The following is a 20,485-nucleotide window of genomic DNA, read 5'->3' as shown; positions in this document are numbered from 1 at the left end:
CATTATGGGACTAGCGTCACACTTGGCCATATTGCTGACCATGGCGCAGCCAGCGGTCGAGCAGAGGGCTGACGTGTTCCGGCCAGCGTGCGATCAGGGCCTGGGCGGCGTCACGTACGGCCGGCAGCAGGTCGGCGTCGCGCATCAGGTCGGCGACCTTGAATTGCAAAAGACCGGTCTGGCGGGTGCCGAGCATCTCGCCCGGCCCACGCAACTCCAGGTCTTTCTCGGCGATGATGAAGCCGTCGTTGGTTTCCCGCATGATCCCTAACCGCTCGCGGCCGATCTGCGACAGTGGCGGGTGATACAGCAGCACGCAATGGCTGACGGCACTGCCGCGGCCAACCCGGCCGCGCAGCTGGTGCAACTGGGCCAGGCCCAGGCGCTCGGGGTTCTCGATGATCATCAGGCTGGCGTTGGGCACGTCCACGCCCACCTCGATGACCGTGGTGGCCACCAGCAACTGCAGGTTGCCGGCCTTGAACTCGGCCATGATCTCGGCCTTTTCCGCCGGTTTCATGCGCCCGTGGATCAGCCCCACCCGCAACTCGCCCAAGGCGCTGCCCAGCTCCTCGTAGGTGCTTTCGGCGGCCTGGCAGGTCAGTTCTTCGGATTCTTCGATCAGGGTGCACACCCAGTAGGCCTGGCGCCCTTCGGCGCAGGCCGCACGCACCCGCTCGACCACTTCGAAGCGTCGGCTGTCGGCCACCAGCACGGTGTTTACCGGCGTGCGCCCGGGTGGCAGTTCGTCGAGCACCGAGGTGTCCAGGTCGGCGTAGGCGCTCATGGCCAGAGTGCGCGGAATGGGCGTGGCGGTCATGATCAGCTGATGCGGGCACAGCTCGCCGGCTACGCCCTTCTTGCGCAGTGCCAGGCGTTGCTGCACGCCAAAACGGTGCTGTTCATCGATGATCGCCAGGGCCAGGTGCTTGAACTTCACCTCTTCCTGGAACAGCGCATGGGTGCCGACCACCATGGGTGCACCGTTGGCGATCTGCTCCAGGGCGGCTGCCCGGGCCTTGCCCTTGAGCTTGCCGGCCAGCCAGGCGACTTCGATGCCCAGCGGTTCGAGCCAGCGCTTGAAGGTGATGTAGTGCTGCTCGGCGAGGATTTCGGTGGGCGCCATCAAGGCCACCTGGTAGCCGGCCTCAAGGGCCTGCAGCGCGGCCAGGGCTGCGACCACGGTCTTGCCGGCGCCCACATCGCCCTGCACCAGACGCATCATCGGCTCATGCTGGCTGAGGTCGTAGGCAATTTCGTTAGCCACCCGTTGCTGCGCGCCAGTCGGCTGGAAGCCCAGGTTGGCCAGGTACTGCGCCGGCAGGCGCTGGGCCTTGGGCAGGACTGGCGCGCGCAGGCTGCGCAGGCTTTCACGCAGGCGTTGCTGCGAAAGCTGGTGGGTCAGCAGTTCTTCGAAGGCCAGGCGGTGCTGGGCCCAGTGCTGGCCTTCGGCAAGTTCGTCGAGGTCGGCGTCGGCCGGCGGGTTGTGCAGGTAGCGGATGGCATCGTCCAGCGGTGCCAGCTGGTAATCCCGGGCCAGTTCGTCGGGCAGCCAGTCCGGCAGGCTGCGCGGGCCGAGCAGCCCCAGGCTCTGCTGGCACAACAGGCGCAGGCGTTGCTGGGTAAGCCCTTCGGTTGACGGGTAGATCGGCGTCAGGGTCTGCTCGACCGGTGGCGGCGGTTCGTCGCCATTCAGCGCGCGGTATTCCGGGTGGTAGATTTCCAGGCCGGAAGCACCGGGGCGGGCTTCGCCGTAGCAGCGCAGGTGGGTGCCACGCTTGAGGCCTTCTTTCTGCGCGTTGCTGAAGTGGTAGAAGCGCAGGCTCAGTACGCCAGTGCCGTCACCCAGGCGCACAACCAGGCTGCGGCGCTTGCCCATGGTCACATCGGCGCCGCTGACCACGCCTTCGATCACTGCGTCCTGGCCCGGGCGCAACTGGCCGATCGGTACGACGCGGGTGCGGTCCTGGTAGCGCAGGGGCAGATGGAACAGCACGTCCTGCAGGTTCTCCAGGCCGACCTTGGCGAGTTTCTCCGCCATGGCCTCGCCAACCCCCTTGAGTACCGTGACCGGAACCTTCGACAGCTCACTCATGACTCAGGCCGGCTGTTCCGCAGGGGTTTTGGCGACCGAGCACAGGCGGATCGAGTCGGCGAGGATCTCGATGGCCTTCGGCCGCGGGAAGCTGGCGCGCCAGGCGATGGCCACGGTGCGGAATGGAGCCGGTGCGGTCAGTGGGCGAACCTCGATGACGCCGGGGGCGTAGTGGTGGCTGTGCACCGCCGACAGTGGCAGGATCGACACGCCAAGGCCCGAGGCCACCATGTGACGGATGGTTTCCAGCGAGCTGGACTCCACCGTGGTGTGCCTGGAGCCTTCACCGCCCTTGTTCAGCGTTGGGCAGGCTTCCAGTACCTGGTCGCGGAAGCAGTGGCCTTCACCGAGCAGCAACAGGCTCTTGTCGTTGAGCATGGCGGTGTCGATGGTCTTTTTCGCCGTCCACGGGTGGTCGGCCGGCATCAGGGCGCAGAACGGCTCGTCGTACAGCGGCAGGGTCAGCACGTCGGCTTCGTTGAACGGCAGGGCGATGATCACCGCGTCCAGTTCGCCGTTGCGCAGCTTTTCGCGCAGTACATGGGTGAAGTTCTCTTCGATGTACAGCGGCATCTGCGGTGCCACGCGGTGCAGCTGCGGAATCAGGTGCGGGAACAGGTATGGGCCGACGGTGTAGATGGCGCCGACCTTGAGCGGGGCGGTGAGCTGGTTCTTGCCGGCCTGGGCCAGCTCGCGAATGCCCTGGGCCTGCTCCAGTACCTTTTGCGCCTGGGCGACGATGCTTTCACCGACCGGGGTCAGGCGGACCGCGCTCTTGCTGCGTTCGAAGATCAAAACGCCAAGCTCATCCTCGAGCTTCTTCACACCGACCGACAGGGTCGGCTGGCTCACGTGACAGCGCTCGGCGGCATGGCCGAAGTGCTGTTCCTGGGCAAGTGTGACGATGTAGCGTAATTCTGTGAGGGTCATAACGTGCGTCCATGAAGTTGCGAGCCCAGCATAGCGGCTGCAATCGATAGACGCACGTTATCAGACTTGCCGATTTGTGACAGAAGCAAAAGTCTTAGCGGCGGTCCAGCGAGTAGACGAACGGTGCCACGACCTCGATCGTGCCATTGTTCAGCAACTCGGGTGGCGGCTTGGGTACCGTGCCGGCCCGACGGATCATTTCCAGGGTCGCCCGGTCGAGGGCGGCACTGCCCGAGCCACCGGCCATGGAGTACGACACCACCTTGCCTTCGGCGTCGACCACGAAGCGCAGGCGGTTGATGCCCTGCAGGCCGCGGCGGCGTGCGTCTTCCGGGTAGCGCTTGTACTTGGCCAGGTGACGCAGCAGGTCGCTCTGCCAGGTCGGCAGGGCGTTGCTGTTGGACGCAATGCTTGGCGCCGGTGCCGCCGACTTCTGCGGTGGCGTGTTGCTGGGCGGTGCGTCTACCGTCTGTTCGGTCGGAGGTGCTTCCTTCGGCGGCTCAGGCTTTTTCTCGGGCTTCGGCGGCTGCGGCTTGGCCTTTGGCTTGGGCGGCTTGGGTATGGCGATCTTGGGTTTGGGGGCCTCGGCCAGCTTCGGCAGCGGCGGTTCCTCGACCGGTGCCGGTGGCTGCGGGGCCGCTTTTGGCGGTGGTGGTGGCGCAGGCTCCGGCAACGGTGCCAGCTCGACCATCATGGCTGCCGGGGGCAGCTCGATAGCCTGGGGCACCGACCAGTTGAGCGTCAGCAGCACGGCGACCACGTGCACGCCCAGCACGATCGCCAGGCTGCCACCGTAGCGCGCCATGTTCGAGCGCGTTCTTGTCATTTCTTGGCTGCCGTCTCGAGACCTACCAGACCGACTTTCAGGTAGCCGGCCGCGCGCATGTTGTTCATCACCTCCATCAGGTCACCGTAATCCACGCCTTTGTCAGCCTGGAAGAAGATGGTGGTTTCCTTGTCCCCCTTGGTTTTGGCATCGAGCATCGGGCCAAGCTGGTCGGGGGCCGGGACCTGATCGTCGCCGACGTACAGCTTCTGGTCGGCCTTGACGCTGACGAACACCGGTTTCTCGGGCCTCGGCGCCGGCTTGGCGGTCGAGGCGGGCAGATCGACCTTGATGTCGACTGTGGCCAGAGGGGCTGCAACCATGAAGATGATCAGCAGCACCAGCATCACGTCGATGAACGGCGTAACGTTGATTTCGTGGTTTTCGGCGAGGTCGTCGCCACCTTCGTTGAGATGCAGGCCCATGGCTTACCCCACTTTCACCATGTGCGGGGCAACACGGTCGCTGCCCTGGTGGTCCAGGTCACGGCTGACCAGCAGCAGCACCTGGGCGGAGGCGTCGGACACCTGTGCCTTGTAGCCAGCAATGGAGCGGGCGAAGACGTTGTAGATGACCACGGCCGGAATTGCTGCGACCAGGCCCAGGGCGGTGGCCAGCAGGGCCTCGGCGATACCCGGTGCAACCACGGCCAGGTTGGTGGTCTGGGTCTTGGCGATGCCGATGAAGCTGTTCATGATGCCCCATACGGTACCGAACAGGCCGACGAATGGCGCAGTGGAGCCGATGGTGGCAAGTACGCCGGTGCCGCTGCTCATGGTACGACCGCTGGCGTGTACCAGGCGCTCCAGGCGGAAGCTGACGCGCTCCTTGATGCCTTCTTTTTCGCGAGCGTTGGCCGACAGGCGCATCTCTTCGAGTGCATCGTGGACCAGCGTGTGGGCCAGGGTGCCTTCCTTGTTGGAAACCTCGCTGGCTTCCTTGAGGCTGGCGGACTTCTTCAGCAGGGCGATTTCACTACGCAGGCGACGCTTGGCGCCCATCAGCTCGAAGCCTTTGGCGATCCAGATGGTCCAGGTGATGATGGAGGCGATGGCCAGGCCGATCATGACCGCCTTCACCACCACGTCGGCGTTCTTGTACATGCCCCATGGGGACAGGTCGTGGGCCATGCCCAGCGAGGTGTCTTCAACCAGGGCTTCGACGCTCGGGTCTACCGCGACCGGGGCATCAGCCGGGGTGGCGGTAGCTGCGCCGTCAGCCGGTGCTGCGACTGGAGCGGCTGCCGGAGCAGCTGGTGCAGTAGCGGCTGCAGGCGTGGCAGCATTGGCGGTTGGCTCATCGGCCATGGCCACCGGGGCCAGCACCAGGCTGAGTGTCAGCGCGGCGATGGCGCGCCAGGTGCGCGACGGGGTTGGCGAAGCGGAAGGTTGAGTACGTGTCATGCTGGCCGGACCTGATGAAGAATGAAGTTAACGTTCTCCAAGGCCTCGAGGTAGGCCGAGAACAATTTGGCGGCCATTATTGCAAGTAATTCTTGTTAACAAAAGTAATCTTGTTGCTTTTTTCGCCTATGGTCTACCCATCCATCGTGTAGCGTGGTCGGGCTGATCAATTGGTCTAGGGAGTTCAGAGATGTCAGACCTTTCCGTGATGGTGGTGGGTTGTGGTGATGTAGGCGGGCGCCTTGCCCGGCAGATGCTTGCGCGCGGCTGGCAGGTGAGTGGCCTGCGCCGCTCGGTCGGGCAGTTGCCTGCCGGGGTCGTACCGGTGGCTGCGGACTTGTCCGAGCCATCGATTCCCGACGCCTGGCCGCAGCGCGCGCCGGACTACCTGGTGTATTGCGTGGCGGCCAGCCAGCACGACGAAGCGGGTTACCAGGCGGCGTATGTCGACGGTTTGCGCCATGTGCTGGCCTGGCTGGCCGAGCGCGGCCAGCGCCCACGACGCCTGCTGTTCGTGTCCAGCAGCAGCGTGTATGCACAGAAGGACGGCGAGTGGATCGAAGAAGGCGCTGCCACCGAGCCCGAAGGCTATTCCGGGCGGTTGATGCTGGAGGCTGAACGGCTGGCACTGGCCAGCGGCATCCCGGCCAGCGTGGTACGCCTGACTGGCATCTATGGCCCTGGCCGCGAGTGGCTACTCAGCCAGGTGCGCCAAGGCTACCGAGTGGCCGAGGAGCCACCGCTTTATGGCAATCGCATTCATGCCGAGGACGCAGCCAGCCTGCTGGCGTTCCTGTTGCAGGCCGATGCCGACGGCAAGGTGCTCGACGACTGCTACATCGGCGTCGACGACGACCCGGCGCCACTGGCCGATGTTGTGGCCTGGCTGCGGGCGTACATGGGGGTAACCGAATGGTCGGATGAGCAGCGCGTGCGGCGCACCGGCAGCAAGCGCTGCAGCAATGCCCGGGCGCGGGCATTGGGCTGGGCACCGGTATTCTCCACTTACAAGGAAGGATACGCGGCCATTCTCGAGGGCAAGCGCTGAGTCCCGATGCCCCTGCATATGTACCCCTTCTTCGCCGCGGCTCACGGTCATGCTGGGTTTTGCCAAGCACAGGCTTTGCAAAAAACAGATGGCTGAAAAAGGGGAATTACATGGTGTTCGACTTGAATCGCTACATAGGTAAGCTAGGTGCCGAACGCAGCGAGGTTATTAGCAGTGGCCTCATCCCGCCAGGGGAGTTCGATGACGTCAGCTGGGCTGCGCCTGGCGTGTATCTGGCGTTCAGGATTCATGACCAACAGTTTCAGGCGCTGGGATTTGTTTTCGACAAAGCCCGCGTCGAGCTTGCTGACGTGTTTGTACGCGATAACTTCAAGGGCAGGTTGCCGCAGCCGTTTGCATCACTCACAAATCGCAACGATGTGCGCTGCCTGGCTGATGGCGAAGAATTTCGCGTGAAACTGTTTGATGGAGGCTACACCCGCTTCAGGTACAGCCTGAAAAAGGCGCACGGTTGGCCGGGACAGGATGTCGTCCTTGGTGTGACATATGACGATCAGGGCGGGCTGGTAGCCTTGGAGTTCGTCTGCGTAGAAGCTTCAGAACTGTTAACGCTGAGCGATTTTTACAGCAGACAGTAAGCAAACCCATGGGCACACCGCCTTGTTTCGACATGGCGGCGTACCCACGCGTCTAGTTTATCTATCCCGCTTCAGCACCCATTGCCGGGCGCCCGCTGCCAGTTGCGGGAATTCATCCGCTTTGGCGGTGTTTACTGCCGTATAGATCGTCAGCTGCTCACCATCGCGCTTGAGGATGAACGGTGCACCGCGCTGATTGCGCTCCAGCCACAGGCTGTCATTGCTGCCACCCATGGTCGCGCAATCGCCCGCCAGGCACAGGGCGAAACGGTCTGGTCCGGGCAGGCCGGTGACATTGCCGGTGTCGCTGAAGCGCACGCTGGCGCCTTTGCCCTGGCCTTCGACAATCTTCCAGTTGCCACCCAGGAAGGCCTGGTACAGCGCCTTCTCGAAGTTGCTGCCCAGTGGTGCATTGGCCGCTGCCGGTGCCTTGGCGCGCACGAAGGTCTGCTTGCCGCCGTTCTGATCGACAGCCTGCAGTTCGTCGCCATCGAGCGACAACTGCTCGGTCTGGCCGCCCTGGAAGCTGGCCTGCCATTGCTTGTCGGTGGCGCTCAACTGGCCGTCGGCCGCTTCGAAACCATTGCTGTAGCTGGCCTGCTGGCTGGCGACGTCAAGCTTCCATTCGAACACCGGACCGTGCTCATTGAGCGCCTGACGCAGGCTGCCGCCCTTGACGGCCGCATCGATGGCGTCCTGGTTGATCCAGGTGCCGTTGAAATCTTCGGGTTTGTGGCTGGCGCAGCCGCCCAGAAGCAGGGCTGCCAGCGCGAAAGGCAGTGCTTGACGCATGACGGGGATAACCTTGCAGAGAAGGGAAGGTGACGGGCAGGGCGCCCGTCACCGGGGCATCATTCGATGACCAGGATGGCGTCCATTTCGACCTGGGCGCCTTTCGGCAGCGCGGCAACGCCGATGGCGGCGCGGGCCGGGTACGGCTGCTCGAAGTAGCGGCCCATCACCTCGTTGACCTTGGCGAAGTGGCTCAGGTCGGTGAGGAAGATGTTCAGCTTGACGATGTCCTTGAACGAACCGCCAGCGGCTTCAGCCACGGCCTTGAGGTTCTCGAACACCTGTACGGTCTGGGCTTCGAAGCCATCGACCAGTTCCATGGTCTTCGGGTCCAGCGGGATCTGGCCCGACATGTACACGGTGTTGCCGGCTTTGATCGCCTGCGAGTAGGTGCCGATGGCGGCAGGGGCCTTGTCGCTGTTGATGACGGTCTTGCTCATGATGACTCCTTGCGGTTGGCGGACTACGTACGCATGCGGGTGATGCGGACCACACCGGTCAGGGTACGCAGCTTCTTGATCACACGCGCCAGGTGCACGCGGTCGTGCACGCTGACCACCAGTTGGACCACGCTGATACGGCCGTCGCGTTCGTCCATGCTGATCTTCTCGATGTTGCCGTCGGCGGCGTTGACACTGCTGGCCAGCAGGGCGATCAGGCCGCGCTGGTGCTCCAGTTCGACACGCAGCTCGACATTGAACTCACCGGTGATGTCCTTGGCCCAGGAGAGCTGTACGCATTTCTCCGGGTTGTGGCGAATTTCACTGATGTTGCGGCAGTTTTCCAGGTGTACGACCATGCCCTTGCCGGCTGACAGGTGGCCGACGATCGGGTCGCCCGGAATCGGCGTGCAGCACTTGGCGTAGCTCAGCACCAGGCCTTCGGTACCGCGGATCGCCAGCGGGCCTTCCGGTGCCGGCAGCTGTTCGCCTTCGGCCGACAGCAGGCGGCGTGCGACCACGTAGGCCATGCGGTTGCCCAGGCCGATGTCTTCGAGCAGGTCTTCGATCAGCTCCAGGCGGTACTCGGCAAGAATCGCCTGGATACGCTCCTGAGGGATCATCTCCAGGCTGCTGTCGAAGCCGGTGAGCACCTTGTTCAGCAGGCGTTCGCCCAGGCTGATGGACTCGGAGCGACGCTGCTGCTTGAGCGCGTGGCGGATGTGCGTGCGCGCCTTGCCGGTAACCACGAAGTTGAGCCAGGCCGGGTTGGGCCGCGCGCCCGGGGCGCTGACGATTTCCACCGTCGAGCCGCTTTGCAGCGGTTCGGACAGCGGCGCCAGTCGGCGGTTGATGCGGCAGGCGATGCAGCTGTTGCCAACGTCGGTATGCACCGCGTAGGCGAAATCGACGGCCGTGGACCCTTTGGGCAGCTCCATGATGCGGCCTTTGGGCGTGAACACGTAGACCTCGTCCGGAAACAGGTCGATCTTCACGCTCTCGATGAACTCCAGCGAGTTGCCGGCACGTTGCTGCAGCTCGAGGATGCCCTTGACCCACTGGCGGGCGCGGGCGTGGCTGCCCTTGGGCTGTTCGTCGTCGTTGGACTTGTACAGCCAGTGCGCAGCGATGCCGTTGTTGGCCATCTCCTCCATCTCGCGGGTGCGGATCTGGATTTCGATGGGCACGCCGTGCATGCCGAACAGCGTGGTGTGCAACGACTGGTAGCCATTGGCTTTGGGGATCGCGATGTAATCCTTGAAGCGACCGGGCAGCGGCTTGTACAGGTTGTGCACGGCGCCGAGCACGCGGTAGCAGGTGTCGACCTTGTCGACGACAATGCGGAAGGCGTACACATCCATGATCTCGTTGAAGGCGCGGCGCTTGCCACGCATCTTCTTGTAGATGCCATAGAGGTGCTTCTGCCGGCCGCTGACCTCGCCCTCGATGCCGTCGGCGGCCAGGCAGTTGGCCAGCGAGTGCTCGATCTTGGCGACGATCTCTTTACGATTGCCGCGTGCGCTTTTTACCGCCCTGTGAATCAGCGACGAGCGCATCGGGTGCATGGCCTTGAAGCCGAGGTCCTCGAACTCCACGCGCACGGTGTGCATGCCCAGGCGGTTGGCGATGGGGGCGTAGATTTCGAGGGTTTCCTTGGCGATGCGCCGGCGTTTTTCGCCGGACAGCACTTCCAGGGTGCGCATGTTGTGCAGGCGGTCGGCCAGCTTGACCAGGATCACGCGGATATCGCGTGCCATGGCCATGGCCATCTTCTGGAAGTTTTCGGCCTGCGCCTCGGCCTTGGTCTCGAAGTTCATCTGGGTCAGCTTGCTGACCCCGTCGACCAGTTCGGCCACGGTCTCGCCAAATTGCTGGCTGAGGGCTTCCTTGGCGATGCCGGTGTCTTCGATCACGTCGTGCAGCATGGCCGCCATCAGGCTTTGATGGTCCATGTGCATGTCGGCGAGGATGCTGGCCACGGCCAGGGGGTGGGTCACGTAGGGCTCGCCACTGCGGCGGCGCTGCCCATCGTGGGCCTGTTCGGCGTAGAAATAGGCACGCCGGACCAGGTTGACCTGTTCGGGGCCAAGATAGGTCGACAGCCGTTCGGCCAAGGCTTCTATACCCGGCATAGGTTCACCTCCTGCCGAGGAAGGGGGCCTTGCGCCGTGCGACGTCGACCAGGCATCAATCAGACAGCCTCGTTGTTCTCGTCCTCGAACGCGGCGAACACCGGATCCTCGGTGACGATCTCTTCAGCGGCGATGAACTCGTTGGTGACGATGCCTTCGGCGATTTCACGCAGGGCAACAACGGTCGGCTTGTCGTTTTCCCACGCAACGCGTGGCTCTTTGCCGCCGGTCGCCAGCTGGCGAGCGCGCTTGGTCGAGAGCATGACCAGCTCAAAGCGGTTATCCACGTGTTCCAGGCAGTCTTCAACAGTTACGCGGGCCATGGTCTTCCTCAGTAGCAATTGCGGTGGGCGTGCAGCCCGATAATGGGCAGGCGGACTCGATAGTTTAAAAAATCACCAGCCAATAGGGAAGCGCTGTTTTGTCGGGTAGATCGGTGTGGGCTTCTTCGCGGGCATGCCCGCTCCCACAAGTCCTGCACAGTTCCCACCGTCGCCGCTTTAACTGTGGGAGCGGGCGTGCCCGCGAAAGGGCCGGAACAGACACCCTCGATACATGAGCCTGACGATAACCTCAGAGCATCGCGTCACGCAACCGCGGGGTCAGCTCCTCGAACAGGGTCTGCACCGAGCGCAACGCCCGACAATCCGGCCGTGTTAGCAACCATAGCTGGGTGTCGCAACCCGGCAGCGGTCCGCTCAGCGCATCCACCCCGGGCAGTGCGTGCACCATGTAGTCCGGCAACGCCGCCACACCGAGCCCGGCCGTGACCAGCTGGGCGATGGTCGACATGCTGCTGCACTGGTAGCGCGGGCTCAACCCCGGGTGCTGCTGGTTGCGCCAGACCACCGTGGGGTGGTCCTGCATCGAGTCGTCGGGGGCGATCCACGGCACGCTGGCCGGTGACTCTGCCAGGCGTTCGCGCCACTGCGGCTGGCCGCAGACAACGTAGGAGGTGGACCCTAGATTGCGCCCCACCAGGTGCTCCGGCGGCGTGTTGGTCAGGCGCAGGGCTATGTCGGCATCGCGCCGGCTGAGGTTGGCGAAGGTGTTGGAGGTGCCCATCTCCAGCGACAAGGCCGGGTAGTTAGGCATGAACTCGGCCAGCGCCGGCAGCAGCAGGCTGTGCATCACCGCCTCGGTACAGGTCAGGCGCACGGTGCCGCTGACCACCTGCTCGCCACTGGTCATGGCGATGCGCGCCGCCTCCAGTGCCTGCTCGGCGCGTTCGGCCTGTTCGGCCAGGGCCTGGGCGGTGTCGGTCGGCAGGTAGCCTTTGCGGCTTTTTACAAACAGCGCGGTACCGAGTGCCGATTCAAGCCGACGAATCGAGCGAAACACGGTCGAAACGTCGACTTTGAGCAGCTCGGCGGCTTTGGCCAGCGAGCGTCCGCGTTCCAGAGCCAGGACCAGGGAGAGGTCGGCGTGGGTAATCTGATATTGCATTGGTGCACGCTCTGCTTGCCGAATTGCCAATGTCTGTTGCGTTTTGGCCATTTTATAGTGGAACGGCCCCCGGGAATCAATGCGCCCGGTCGGGTAACCAGTCCCCACGATGGGAAAGTGAAAAGAACAACAGCTGCAACCATCGTCGCCCGTGAGGCGCCAGCCGTATCCCCACATCGCCGCAGCAAATCAAAGGATGTACAGCCATGACGTCGGTAACCCCGTGCGCCAGTTCTTCCAGCGAGATGAATGACTTCCTCCAGGCCCATCCGGACACGCAGTACGTCGATCTGCTGATCTCCGACATGAACGGCGTGGTACGTGGCAAGCGCATCGAGCGGGCCAGCCTGCACAAGGTTTACGAGAAAGGCATCAACCTGCCGGCATCGCTGTTCGCCCTGGACATCAACGGTTCCACCGTCGAGAGCACCGGCCTTGGCCTGGACATCGGTGATGCCGACCGCATCTGCTTCCCGATCCCCGGCACGCTGTCGGACGAACCGTGGCAGAAGCGCCCCACCGCCCAGTTGTTGATGACCATGCACGAGCTGGATGGCCAGCCGTTCTTCGCCGACCCGCGCGAAGTGCTGCGTCAGGTGGTGAGCAAGTTCGACGACCTGGGCCTGGATATCTGCGCCGCGTTCGAGCTGGAGTTCTACCTGATCGACCAGGACAACCTCAACGGTCGCCCGCAACCGCCGCGTTCGCCAATTTCCGGCAAGCGCCCGCAGTCGACCCAGGTGTACCTGATCGATGACCTCGATGAATATGCCGACTGCCTGCAGGACATGCTCGAAGCGGCCAAGGAGCAGGGCCTTCCCGCCGACGCCATCGTCAAGGAAAGCGCTCCGGCACAGTTCGAGGTCAACCTGCACCACGTGGCTGACCCGCTGAAGGCCTGCGACTACGCGATTCTGCTCAAGCGCCTGATCAAGAACGTCGCCTACGACCATGAAATGGACACCACGTTCATGGCCAAGCCCTACCCGGGCCAGGCAGGCAACGGCCTGCACGTGCACATTTCGTTGCTGGACAAGAAAACCGGCAAGAACATCTTCGCCAGCGACGACCCGCTGCAAAGCGACGCGCTGCGCCACGCCATCGGCGGCGTGCTGGAGACCATGCCAGCGTCGATGGCCTTCCTCTGCCCGAACATCAACTCGTATCGCCGCTTCGGCGCGCAGTTCTACGTGCCCAATGCGCCAAGCTGGGGCCTGGACAACCGCACCGTGGCCGTGCGCGTGCCCACCGACAGCAGCGACAACGTACGCCTCGAACACCGCGTGGCTGGTGCCGACGCCAACCCGTACCTGATGCTGGCTGCAATTCTGGCTGGCGTGCACCACGGCTTGACCAGCAAGGTCGAACCGGGCGCCCCGATCGAGGGCAACTCTTACGAACAGCTGGAGCAGAGCCTGCCGAACAACCTGCGCGATGCCCTGCGCGCGCTGGACGACAGCGAAGTCCTCAACCAATACATCAGCCCGGACTACATCGATATCTTCGTGGCCTGCAAGGAAAGCGAACTGGCCGAGTTCGAAGTGTCGATTTCCGACCTCGAGTACAACTGGTACCTGCACACGGTGTAAGCCCATGAGCGCAAATGCGGTCCCCTTGATCGGTGTCAGCGCCTGCCGCCAGCAGGTGGGGAAGAACTCGTCGCACACGGTAGGCGACAAGTATGTCGAGGCGGCCGGCTTTGCCGGCTTGCCGCTGATCTTGCCGGCTCGTGACGGGGGCAGCGACACGCAGGCGCTGCTGGCCCGCCTGCACGGCATTGTTTTTACCGGCTCACCTTCAAATATCGAACCGCATCATTACAATGGCGCCCCCAGCGCGGCGGGTACCCGGCACGACCTGGCACGCGATCGCTTGACCCTGCCGCTGTTGCAGGCAGCCATTGCCGCTGGTGTACCGGTGTTCTGTATCTGCCGTGGCTACCAGGAATTGAACGTAGCCCTGGGCGGCAGCCTGCACCAGCGCGTGCAGGAACTACCCGGCTACCTTGACCACCGTGAACCTGAGGACGCACCCCTGGAGGTGCAATACGGCCCTCGTCACCCTGTCGGCATCGAGCCTGGCGGGTTGTTCGAGCGCCTGGGCCTGGCGGCGCAGTTCGAGGTCAACTCGCTGCACAGCCAGGGCATCGACCGCCTGGCCCCGGGCCTGCGCGTCGAGGCACGGGCCCCGGATGGCCTGATCGAAGCGGTGTCCATGCCTGCGGCGCCGGGTTTTGTGCTCGGCGTGCAGTGGCACCCGGAATGGCGATTTACCGAAAACCCGGTTTCGCTTCGCCTGTTTCAGGCGTTTCGCGAAGCCTGCATTGCTTACGCAGCACGGGAGGGCGCACGGCAGAAGGCACTCTGACGTCAGCCGAAGGTCTCGGATGACGTGTTCCCGGCAGCAAGCTTTCAATGAGTGAAAGCGGGCCTTGTACCCAAGGCCTGTGAAAACAATTCCAAAATTTACGGCAAATACTCATGAGCAATTACACAGAAGCCGGCCGCCCACCCGATGTGGCGACCGACGCGGGCAACACCCAGCGCAGCAAGGGCCTGGCCAAAGGCCGGCTGGGCTTGCTGGCCAGCGTGGTGCTGGGCATCTCAACCATCGCCCCGGTCTACACCCTGACTGGTGCCCTTGGCCCGACCGTGCGTGAGGTGGGGGCGCACCTGCCTGCCGTGTTCATCGTCGGCTTCCTGCCGATGTTGCTGGTGGCCCTGGGCTACCGCGAACTGAACTCGGCGGAGCCGGACAGCGGTACTTCGTTTACCTGGTCGGCGCGAGCCTTCGGCCCGATGATCGGCTGGATCGGCGGCTGGGGCCTGGTGGTCGCCACCACCATCGTGTTGTCGAACCTGGCAGGGGTCGCGGTCGACTTCTTCTACCTGTTCCTTGGCCAGATCACCGGCAAGCACGAACTGGCGGCGTTGGCCGACAACCTGTTGATCAACGTAGTGACCTGTTGCGTGTTCATTGCCCTGGCGGTATGGATCTGCTGCCGTGGCATCGCCACCACCATGACCGTGCAGTACGGCCTGGTGGCACTGCAGTTGGTGGTGCTGATCGGCTTTGCCTTCGCTGCCTTCGACGGTGCCACCGCGCCGCCGCCGCTTGAATTCGACTTCGCCTGGTTCAACCCGTTCGGTGTCGAATCGTTCTCGGCCTTTGCCGCCGGGCTGTCGCTGTCGATCTTCATCTTTTGGGGATGGGACACCTGCCTGACCGTCAGCGAAGAGTCGGTAGGCAGTGAAGAGGTGCCGGGCAAGGCTGCCACCTGGACCGTGATGTTGATTCTCGGCCTGTATCTGTTCACTGCGATCGCCACCCTGCAGTTTGCCGGGATCAGCGAGTCTGGCCTGGGCCTGAACAATCCGCGCATCCAGGAAAACGTGTTTGCCCACCTGGCTGGCCCGGTCATGGGGCCGCTGGCGATCCTGATGTCCATCGCTGTGCTGGCCAGTACGGCGGCGTCGCTGCAGTCGACCTTCGTGGCGCCGGCACGCACCTTGTTGGCCATGGGTTACTACGGTGCGGTACCGCAGAAGTTCGCCAGCGTCTGCCCACGCTCGCAGACCCCGCGCTACGCCACCATCTGCGCCGGCGTGGCTGCGGGCGTGTTCTACGTGACCATGCGTACCCTGAGCGAGAACGTGCTGGCAGACACCATCACTGCGCTGGGCATGATGATCTGCTTCTACTACTCGCTGACCGCGTTCGCCTGTGTCTGGTATTTCCGCCACAGCCTGTTCGACAGCCTGCGCCACTTCATCATGCGTGGCCTGTGCCCGCTGGTGGGAGGGGTGATCCTGTCGGTAATCTTTGTTCGCACTGCCATCGACAGCGCTTCGCCAGACTTCGGCAGTGGCTCGCATGTGGGCGGGCTGGGGCTGGTGTTCGTGATTGCCGCGATCATCTCGGTGCTCGGCATCGCGCTGATGATGCTGTCGCGCATGCGCGCGCCGGCGTACTTCCTGGGGGCTACCCTGCGTCAGCAGGCTACCTTGCCACTGCAGGAATAAAGCTGGGGGCGCTTTGCGCCCCTATCGCGACACAAGGCTGCTCCTACAAAAGATCGCGTTAGTCAGGCTTGCGCGATCTCCTGTAGGAGCGGCCTTGTGTCGCGAAAGGGCTGCAAAGCAGCCCCGTGCGGTCTATCAGGAGAGCAGTTCTTTCAGCAAAGCAGCATGGCGCTGCTGCTGCTTCTTCAACACCAGGCGATTCGAGCGGAACACCGCTTTCAAATCCTCCAGCGCCACGTCGAAATCATCATTGATGATTACGTAGTCATACTCGTCGTAGTGCACCATCTCGCTGACCGCTTCCTTCATGCGCCCCGCGATGATCTCTTCGCTGTCCTGACCGCGGCCGTCCAGGCGATGGCGCAGGGCCTGCTGGCTTGGCGGCAGGATGAACACCGACAACGCCTGCGGCATCAGCTTGCGCACTTGCTGCGCGCCCTGCCAGTCGATTTCCAGGATCAGGTCGTAACCCTGGTCCAGGGTTTGCTGCAGCGCGCTGCGCGAGGTGCCGTAGAAATTGCCGAACACCTCGGCATGCTCCAGGAAGTCGCCTTGGGCGATCAGCGCCCTGAATTCCTCGTGGACGACGAAGTGGTAGTTCACCCCGTGCTGCTCGCCCGGGCGCATGGCGCGGGTGGTGTGCGAAACCGAGACGCGGATTTGCTTGTCGTCTTTGGTCAGGGCGGTGACCAGGCTGGTCTTGCCTGCGCCCGAAGGGGCCGAAACGATGTAGAGGGTGCCGCTGCTGTGGTTCATGGTCGGGGTGGCCTTACTCGATGTTCTGTACTTGTTCACGCATTTGTTCGATCAATACCTTCAGGTTGACCGCCGCTTGCGTGCTGCGTGGGTCGAAGGCCTTGGAGCCGAGGGTGTTGGCCTCGCGGTTGAGCTCCTGCATCAGGAAGTCCAGGCGCCGGCCGGCGGCGCCGCCACCCTTGAGCACCCGGCGCACTTCGGTGACGTGGGTGCTGAGGCGGTCAAGCTCTTCGGCCACGTCGCTCTTCTGGGCCAGGAGTACCATCTCCTGCTCCAGGCGCTGCGGGTCGAGTTCGGCCTGCATGTCGCCGAAGCGGTCGAGGATTTTCTGCCGCTGCGCCGCCAGCATCTGCGGCACCAGGGCGCGCAGGGTGGTGACTTCGCTGGCCATGTTGTCCAGGCGTTCGTTGATCAGCCGGGCCAGTTCCTGGCCTTCACGCTGGCGCCCGGCCTTGAGTTCGGCCAGCGCTTCGTCGAACAGCGCCATGGCTTCGGCGTTCAGTGCCTGCGGGTCGCTAGCGTCGGCCACCAGCACGCCTGGCCACGACAGCACCTCCAGCGGGTTCAGCGGTGCCGGCTGCTTGATCAGGCTGGCCACTTCCTCGGCGGCGGCAACCAGCTGCGCGGCGCGTTCGCGGTCCACCTTCAGCGGTTTGCCGTTGCTGTCTTCGTTCAGGCGCAAGGTGCATTCCACCTTGCCCCGCGACAGGCCCTGGCGCAGGCCCTCACGCACGGCGCCTTCGAGGTCGCGCAGGGCCTCGGGCAGGCGCAGGTGCGGTTCCAGGTAACGGTGGTTGACCGAACGCAGCTCCCAGACCAGGGTGCCTTGGCTGCCGGCGCGCTCGACTCGCGCGAAAGCGGTCATGCTGTGCACCATGGGGAGTACCTCGCGTAGATGAATGAACGGTGGGAGCCTCTCGGCTGCAAGGCGCAGGATTGTAGCGCAGTGGGGCCTTGGCGCCCAATCCACCCATGTTACCGACGGGTGGCCTGGCCGGTAGGAAAAGGCGACGGGCTGTGGCGGGCGCGACAATAGGCATGTCTTCCCCGGGCCGTGGGCTCTATAATGCTCGGCAGATTCAAAGTCCCAGTACAGGTATCCCAGATGAAACGTCCAAGTGGTCGCGCCGCCGATCAGCTCCGCTCGATCCGCATTACCCGCAACTACACCAAGCACGCCGAAGGGTCGGTACTGGTCGAGTTCGGTGACACCAAGGTCATTTGCACGGTCAGCGTGGAAAACGGTGTGCCGCGCTTCCTCAAGGGCCAGGGCCAAGGCTGGCTGACCGCCGAATACGGCATGCTGCCGCGCTCCACCGGCGAGCGTAACCAGCGCGAAGCCAGCCGTGGCAAGCAGGGTGGCCGCACCCTGGAAATCCAGCGTCTCATCGGCCGTTCATTGCGCGCCGCGCTGGACATGAGCAAGCTCGGTGACATCACTCTGTACATCGACTGCGACGTGATCCAGGCCGATGGTGGCACCCGTACCGCGTCCATCACCGGTGCCATGGTCGCCCTGTGCGATGCTCTGGCGGTGATCAAGAAGCGCGGTGGCCTCAAGGCCGGCAACCCGCTCAAGCACATGATCGCCGCAGTATCGGTGGGCATGTACCAGGGCGAAGCGGTGCTCGACCTGGACTACCTGGAAGACTCCGCCGCCGAAACCGACCTGAACGTGGTCATGACCAGCGCCGGTGGTTTCATCGAAGTGCAGGGTACCGCCGAAGGTGCGCCGTTCCAGCCTGAAGACTTCAACGCCATGCTCGCTCTGGCGCAGAAGGGCATGAACGAGATCTTCGAACTGCAGCAGGCGGCGCTGGCCGACTGAACCCAGCCAGGGAGGTGCGGGGCATGAGCGAATCCAACCTGTCGATCACCCCGCCCAATGCCGAAATCCGGCAGTGGGCGATGTTCTGCCACCTCTCCGCGCTGTTGGGCCTGGTGGTGCCGCTCGGGCACTTGCTGGGCCCGCTGGTGCTGTGGCACCTCAAGCGCGAGCAAGACCCTTTCATCGACGCCCAGGGCAAAGAGGCGCTGAACTTTCAGATCAGCGTGACCATTGCCGGGTTCATCTGCTTCCTGCTGATGTTCGTGTTCATCGGGTTGATGCTGTTCGCCATGCTGATGGTGGCGGTGCTGGTGCTGATCATCATTGCGGCGGTGCGGGCGAATGAAGGCAAGCCGTATCGCTACCCGATGATCTGGCGGCCGATCAAATAAAGCTGGGGCTGCTTTGCAGCCCTATCGCGACACAAGGCCGCTCCTACAGGGGAATGCATAACCCTTGTAGGCGCGGCCTTGTGTCGCGATAGGGCCGCAAAGCGGCCCCATGCCTTTTAGATGGTCAACGTCCAGTCATAGTCGACAATCAGCGGCGCATGCTGGGAGAAGCGCGGCTGACGTGGCAGGCGGGCATTGCGCACGAAGCGGCGCAGGCCCGGGGTGAGGATCTGGTAGTCGAACCGGTAGCCCAGGTTGAGCATTTCGGCCTGCTCGTTGTCCGGCCACCAGCTGTACTGATCACCCTCACGGCTGACTTCGCGCAGGGCATCGACGTAACCCATCTCGCCAGTGATCGCGTCCATCCAGGCACGCTCCGGCGCCAGGAAGCCCGGCGACTGCTGGCTGTCACGCCAGTTCTTGATGTCGAGCTTCTGCTGCGCCACGTAGAACGAGCCGCAGTAGATGTATTCGCGACGCTTGCGACGCTGTTTGTCCAGGTACTTGGCGAAGTCGTCCATCAACTTGAACTTCTGGTTCAAGTCTTCGTCGCCGTTCATGCCCGAAGGCAGCAGCAGGCTGGCAATACTGACTTTGTCGAAATCTGCTTGCAGGTAACGCCCGTAGCGGTCGGCTGTCTCGAAGCCCAGGCCGGTGATGACTGCCTTGGGCTGCATGCGCGAATACAGGGCCACACCACCTTGGGCAGGCACCTCCGCGTCGCAGGCATAAAGGAAATAGCCATCGAGCTGGAAAGCTGGGTCATCGAGTTCAAAGGCCGAGGCGCGGGTATCCTGAAGGCGAGATGACGTCGGCATTCTGGGCTTGCAGCCAGCTGAGCAAACCACGCTCGGCCGCAGCCTGAATGCCATTTACGTTCACACTGATGATCCGCATAAATGGCCCCAAAAATCTCGTGCGTGTATGATACCCGAGCTCAACCCATTTAGCTAAATCCGTGGTGTCCGGGACTATTCATGCAGCCGTATCAGCGCGACTTCATCCGTTTTGCCATCGATCGCGGGGTACTGCGTTTCGGTGAATTCACCCTGAAATCGGGGCGTACCAGCCCGTATTTCTTCAATGCCGGCCTGTTCAACAGCGGTTCTGCCCTGGCCCAGCTGGGCCGTTGCTATGCGGCGGCCATCGTCGACAGCAAGATCCCGTTCGACGTGCTGTTCGGCCCGGCCTACAAGGGTATCCCGCTGGCGGCGGCCACCGCCGTGGCCCTGGCCGAGCAGCACCAGCTCGACGTGCCATGGTGCTTCAACCGCAAGGAAGCCAAGGACCACGGTGAAGGCGGCAGCCTGGTCGGCGCACCGCTGGCCGGTGATGTGCTGATCATCGACGACGTGATCACTGCCGGTACCGCCATTCGTGAGGTCATGCAGATCATCAACGCCCAGCAGGCCAAGGCTGCTGGTGTGCTGATCGCACTGAACCGCGAAGAGCGTGGCAATGGCGAGCTGTCGGCGATCCAGGAAGTGGAGCGCGACTTCGGTATCCCGGTGGTCAGCATCGTGTCGCTGACCCAGGTGCTGGAGTTCCTGGCCGATGACCCTCAGCTGAAGCAGCACCTGCCGGCTGTCGAGGCTTACCGGGCGCAGTACGGGATCTGATCCTGGCCTGGCAATGAAAAAGGCGACCTTCTTGTGAAGGTCGCCTTTTTTGTGTCGCCTGTACCGGCCTCTTCGCGGGCATGCCCGCTCCCACAGGTTTTGCGCCATCCCTGTGGGAGCGGGCGTGCCCGCGAAGGGGCAGTGCAGGCTAACCGAT

20 protein-coding genes and 1 pseudogene are annotated in these 20,485 nt (G+C 63.5%); 8 read left to right on the top strand and 13 right to left on the bottom strand.

The window, feature by feature from the left end; genetic code table 11:
* Positions 1 to 16: 16 nt before the first annotated feature.
* From recG to exbB, 5 genes are all read right to left on the bottom strand, one after another.
* Positions 17 to 2,095: an ATP-dependent DNA helicase RecG gene (gene recG / locus QIY50_10160; protein WGV22490.1), complete on the bottom strand. Its 2,079-nt coding sequence runs from the start codon at positions 2,093 to 2,095 to the stop codon at positions 17 to 19.
* Between the two features lie 3 nt (positions 2,096 to 2,098).
* On the bottom strand, positions 2,099 to 3,025 hold the full coding sequence (locus QIY50_10155; GenBank protein WGV22489.1) for a LysR substrate-binding domain-containing protein: 927 nt from the start codon (positions 3,023 to 3,025) through the stop codon (positions 2,099 to 2,101).
* A gap of 94 nt (positions 3,026 to 3,119) precedes the next feature.
* Positions 3,120 to 3,851 carry an energy transducer TonB gene (locus tag QIY50_10150; GenBank protein WGV22488.1) on the bottom strand — a complete coding sequence of 244 codons (732 nt, stop codon included), beginning with the start codon at positions 3,849 to 3,851 and terminating at the stop codon, positions 3,120 to 3,122.
* A complete protein-coding gene (exbD, locus tag QIY50_10145) occupies positions 3,848 to 4,276 on the bottom strand; it encodes a TonB system transport protein ExbD (GenBank protein ID WGV22487.1) in 429 nt (142 codons plus the stop codon). Before exbD ends, QIY50_10150 begins: the two co-directional genes overlap by 4 nt.
* Positions 4,277 to 4,279: 3 nt before the next feature.
* The gene (exbB, locus tag QIY50_10140; GenBank protein WGV22486.1) at positions 4,280 to 5,254 is read right to left on the bottom strand and encodes a tonB-system energizer ExbB; all 975 of its coding nucleotides are present in this window, start codon (positions 5,252 to 5,254) and stop codon (positions 4,280 to 4,282) included.
* A gap of 190 nt (positions 5,255 to 5,444) precedes the next feature.
* Here exbB and QIY50_10135 point away from each other — a divergent pair, with 190 nt between their 5' ends.
* The gene (locus QIY50_10135) at positions 5,445 to 6,302 is read left to right on the top strand and encodes an SDR family oxidoreductase (GenBank protein WGV22485.1); all 858 of its coding nucleotides are present in this window, start codon (positions 5,445 to 5,447) and stop codon (positions 6,300 to 6,302) included.
* A gap of 110 nt (positions 6,303 to 6,412) precedes the next feature.
* Positions 6,413 to 6,901, top strand: coding sequence for a hypothetical protein (locus tag QIY50_10130; protein ID WGV22484.1), 489 nt, complete (start codon positions 6,413 to 6,415; stop codon positions 6,899 to 6,901).
* Positions 6,902 to 6,958: 57 nt separating this feature from the next.
* On the opposite strand, the gene QIY50_10125 is transcribed toward QIY50_10130, so the two are convergent.
* From QIY50_10125 to QIY50_10105, 5 genes are all read right to left on the bottom strand, one after another.
* Complete coding sequence (locus QIY50_10125) at positions 6,959 to 7,693, bottom strand: hypothetical protein (GenBank protein WGV22483.1); 735 nt, start codon at positions 7,691 to 7,693, stop codon at positions 6,959 to 6,961.
* A 59-nt stretch (positions 7,694 to 7,752) separates the two neighbouring features.
* Complete coding sequence (locus tag QIY50_10120; protein WGV22482.1) at positions 7,753 to 8,133, bottom strand: RidA family protein; 381 nt, start codon at positions 8,131 to 8,133, stop codon at positions 7,753 to 7,755.
* A gap of 23 nt (positions 8,134 to 8,156) precedes the next feature.
* Complete coding sequence (gene spoT, locus QIY50_10115; GenBank protein WGV22481.1) at positions 8,157 to 10,265, bottom strand: bifunctional GTP diphosphokinase/guanosine-3',5'-bis pyrophosphate 3'-pyrophosphohydrolase; 2,109 nt, start codon at positions 10,263 to 10,265, stop codon at positions 8,157 to 8,159.
* Positions 10,266 to 10,324: 59 nt separating this feature from the next.
* Positions 10,325 to 10,588 carry a DNA-directed RNA polymerase subunit omega gene (rpoZ, locus tag QIY50_10110; GenBank protein ID WGV22480.1) on the bottom strand — a complete coding sequence of 88 codons (264 nt, stop codon included), beginning with the start codon at positions 10,586 to 10,588 and terminating at the stop codon, positions 10,325 to 10,327.
* Positions 10,589 to 10,838: 250 nt separating this feature from the next.
* On the bottom strand, positions 10,839 to 11,711 hold the full coding sequence (locus QIY50_10105) for a LysR family transcriptional regulator (protein WGV22479.1): 873 nt from the start codon (positions 11,709 to 11,711) through the stop codon (positions 10,839 to 10,841).
* Positions 11,712 to 11,917: 206 nt separating this feature from the next.
* Between QIY50_10105 and QIY50_10100 the strand changes: the two genes are divergently transcribed.
* The 3 genes from QIY50_10100 to QIY50_10090 all read left to right on the top strand — a co-directional run bounded on the left by QIY50_10100 (position 11,918) and on the right by QIY50_10090 (position 15,733).
* Positions 11,918 to 13,300: a glutamine synthetase family protein gene (locus tag QIY50_10100; GenBank protein ID WGV22478.1), complete on the top strand. Its 1,383-nt coding sequence runs from the start codon at positions 11,918 to 11,920 to the stop codon at positions 13,298 to 13,300.
* A 4-nt stretch (positions 13,301 to 13,304) separates the two neighbouring features.
* On the top strand, positions 13,305 to 14,078 hold the full coding sequence (locus QIY50_10095; protein WGV22477.1) for a gamma-glutamyl-gamma-aminobutyrate hydrolase family protein: 774 nt from the start codon (positions 13,305 to 13,307) through the stop codon (positions 14,076 to 14,078).
* Between the two features lie 113 nt (positions 14,079 to 14,191).
* The gene (locus QIY50_10090; protein ID WGV22476.1) at positions 14,192 to 15,733 is read left to right on the top strand and encodes an APC family permease; all 1,542 of its coding nucleotides are present in this window, start codon (positions 14,192 to 14,194) and stop codon (positions 15,731 to 15,733) included.
* 135 nt (positions 15,734 to 15,868) lie between these two features.
* On the opposite strand, the gene gmk is transcribed toward QIY50_10090, so the two are convergent.
* Together gmk and QIY50_10080 are read right to left on the bottom strand one after the other, a co-directional pair.
* Positions 15,869 to 16,489 carry a guanylate kinase gene (gmk, locus tag QIY50_10085; GenBank protein WGV22475.1) on the bottom strand — a complete coding sequence of 207 codons (621 nt, stop codon included), beginning with the start codon at positions 16,487 to 16,489 and terminating at the stop codon, positions 15,869 to 15,871.
* A 13-nt stretch (positions 16,490 to 16,502) separates the two neighbouring features.
* Positions 16,503 to 17,366: a YicC family protein gene (locus QIY50_10080; GenBank protein WGV22474.1), complete on the bottom strand. Its 864-nt coding sequence runs from the start codon at positions 17,364 to 17,366 to the stop codon at positions 16,503 to 16,505.
* 228 nt (positions 17,367 to 17,594) lie between these two features.
* Here QIY50_10080 and rph point away from each other — a divergent pair, with 228 nt between their 5' ends.
* A complete protein-coding gene (rph, locus tag QIY50_10075) occupies positions 17,595 to 18,317 on the top strand; it encodes a ribonuclease PH (GenBank protein WGV22473.1) in 723 nt (240 codons plus the stop codon).
* A 23-nt stretch (positions 18,318 to 18,340) separates the two neighbouring features.
* The gene (locus QIY50_10070; GenBank protein ID WGV22472.1) at positions 18,341 to 18,709 is read left to right on the top strand and encodes a DUF4870 domain-containing protein; all 369 of its coding nucleotides are present in this window, start codon (positions 18,341 to 18,343) and stop codon (positions 18,707 to 18,709) included.
* Positions 18,710 to 18,825: 116 nt separating this feature from the next.
* On the opposite strand, the pseudogene QIY50_10065 reads toward QIY50_10070, so the two are convergent.
* Positions 18,826 to 19,606: pseudogene (locus QIY50_10065) on the bottom strand (exodeoxyribonuclease III).
* Positions 19,607 to 19,686: 80 nt separating this feature from the next.
* Between QIY50_10065 and pyrE the strand changes: the two are divergent.
* A complete protein-coding gene (pyrE, locus tag QIY50_10060; protein ID WGV22471.1) occupies positions 19,687 to 20,328 on the top strand; it encodes an orotate phosphoribosyltransferase in 642 nt (213 codons plus the stop codon).
* The last annotated feature ends 157 nt before the right edge of the window (positions 20,329 to 20,485 follow it).

Source organism: Pseudomonas putida (genome assembly GCA_029953615.1).
Lineage (GTDB): Bacteria > Pseudomonadota > Gammaproteobacteria > Pseudomonadales > Pseudomonadaceae > Aquipseudomonas.
The sequence above is the reverse complement of the archived record's forward strand: the minus strand, read 5'-3'. Positions and strand labels throughout refer to the sequence as shown.

What these genes read in the sequence shown, in the direction of transcription:
- recG (WGV22490.1), bottom strand. Translation starts at nt 2,095, where the DNA reads ATGAGTGAGCTGTCGAAGGTTCCGGTCACGGTACTCAAGGGGGTTGGC.
- QIY50_10155 (WGV22489.1), bottom strand. Translation starts at nt 3,025, where the DNA reads ATGACCCTCACAGAATTACGCTACATCGTCACACTTGCCCAGGAACAG.
- QIY50_10150 (WGV22488.1), bottom strand. Translation starts at nt 3,851, where the DNA reads ATGACAAGAACGCGCTCGAACATGGCGCGCTACGGTGGCAGCCTGGCG.
- exbD (WGV22487.1), bottom strand. Translation starts at nt 4,276, where the DNA reads ATGGGCCTGCATCTCAACGAAGGTGGCGACGACCTCGCCGAAAACCAC.
- exbB (WGV22486.1), bottom strand. Translation starts at nt 5,254, where the DNA reads ATGACACGTACTCAACCTTCCGCTTCGCCAACCCCGTCGCGCACCTGG.
- QIY50_10135 (WGV22485.1), top strand. Translation starts at nt 5,445, where the DNA reads ATGTCAGACCTTTCCGTGATGGTGGTGGGTTGTGGTGATGTAGGCGGG.
- QIY50_10130 (WGV22484.1), top strand. Translation starts at nt 6,413, where the DNA reads ATGGTGTTCGACTTGAATCGCTACATAGGTAAGCTAGGTGCCGAACGC.
- QIY50_10125 (WGV22483.1), bottom strand. Translation starts at nt 7,693, where the DNA reads ATGCGTCAAGCACTGCCTTTCGCGCTGGCAGCCCTGCTTCTGGGCGGC.
- QIY50_10120 (WGV22482.1), bottom strand. Translation starts at nt 8,133, where the DNA reads ATGAGCAAGACCGTCATCAACAGCGACAAGGCCCCTGCCGCCATCGGC.
- spoT (WGV22481.1), bottom strand. Translation starts at nt 10,265, where the DNA reads ATGCCGGGTATAGAAGCCTTGGCCGAACGGCTGTCGACCTATCTTGGC.
- rpoZ (WGV22480.1), bottom strand. Translation starts at nt 10,588, where the DNA reads ATGGCCCGCGTAACTGTTGAAGACTGCCTGGAACACGTGGATAACCGC.
- QIY50_10105 (WGV22479.1), bottom strand. Translation starts at nt 11,711, where the DNA reads ATGCAATATCAGATTACCCACGCCGACCTCTCCCTGGTCCTGGCTCTG.
- QIY50_10100 (WGV22478.1), top strand. Translation starts at nt 11,918, where the DNA reads ATGACGTCGGTAACCCCGTGCGCCAGTTCTTCCAGCGAGATGAATGAC.
- QIY50_10095 (WGV22477.1), top strand. Translation starts at nt 13,305, where the DNA reads ATGAGCGCAAATGCGGTCCCCTTGATCGGTGTCAGCGCCTGCCGCCAG.
- QIY50_10090 (WGV22476.1), top strand. Translation starts at nt 14,192, where the DNA reads ATGAGCAATTACACAGAAGCCGGCCGCCCACCCGATGTGGCGACCGAC.
- gmk (WGV22475.1), bottom strand. Translation starts at nt 16,489, where the DNA reads ATGAACCACAGCAGCGGCACCCTCTACATCGTTTCGGCCCCTTCGGGC.
- QIY50_10080 (WGV22474.1), bottom strand. Translation starts at nt 17,366, where the DNA reads ATGGTGCACAGCATGACCGCTTTCGCGCGAGTCGAGCGCGCCGGCAGC.
- rph (WGV22473.1), top strand. Translation starts at nt 17,595, where the DNA reads ATGAAACGTCCAAGTGGTCGCGCCGCCGATCAGCTCCGCTCGATCCGC.
- QIY50_10070 (WGV22472.1), top strand. Translation starts at nt 18,341, where the DNA reads ATGAGCGAATCCAACCTGTCGATCACCCCGCCCAATGCCGAAATCCGG.
- pyrE (WGV22471.1), top strand. Translation starts at nt 19,687, where the DNA reads ATGCAGCCGTATCAGCGCGACTTCATCCGTTTTGCCATCGATCGCGGG.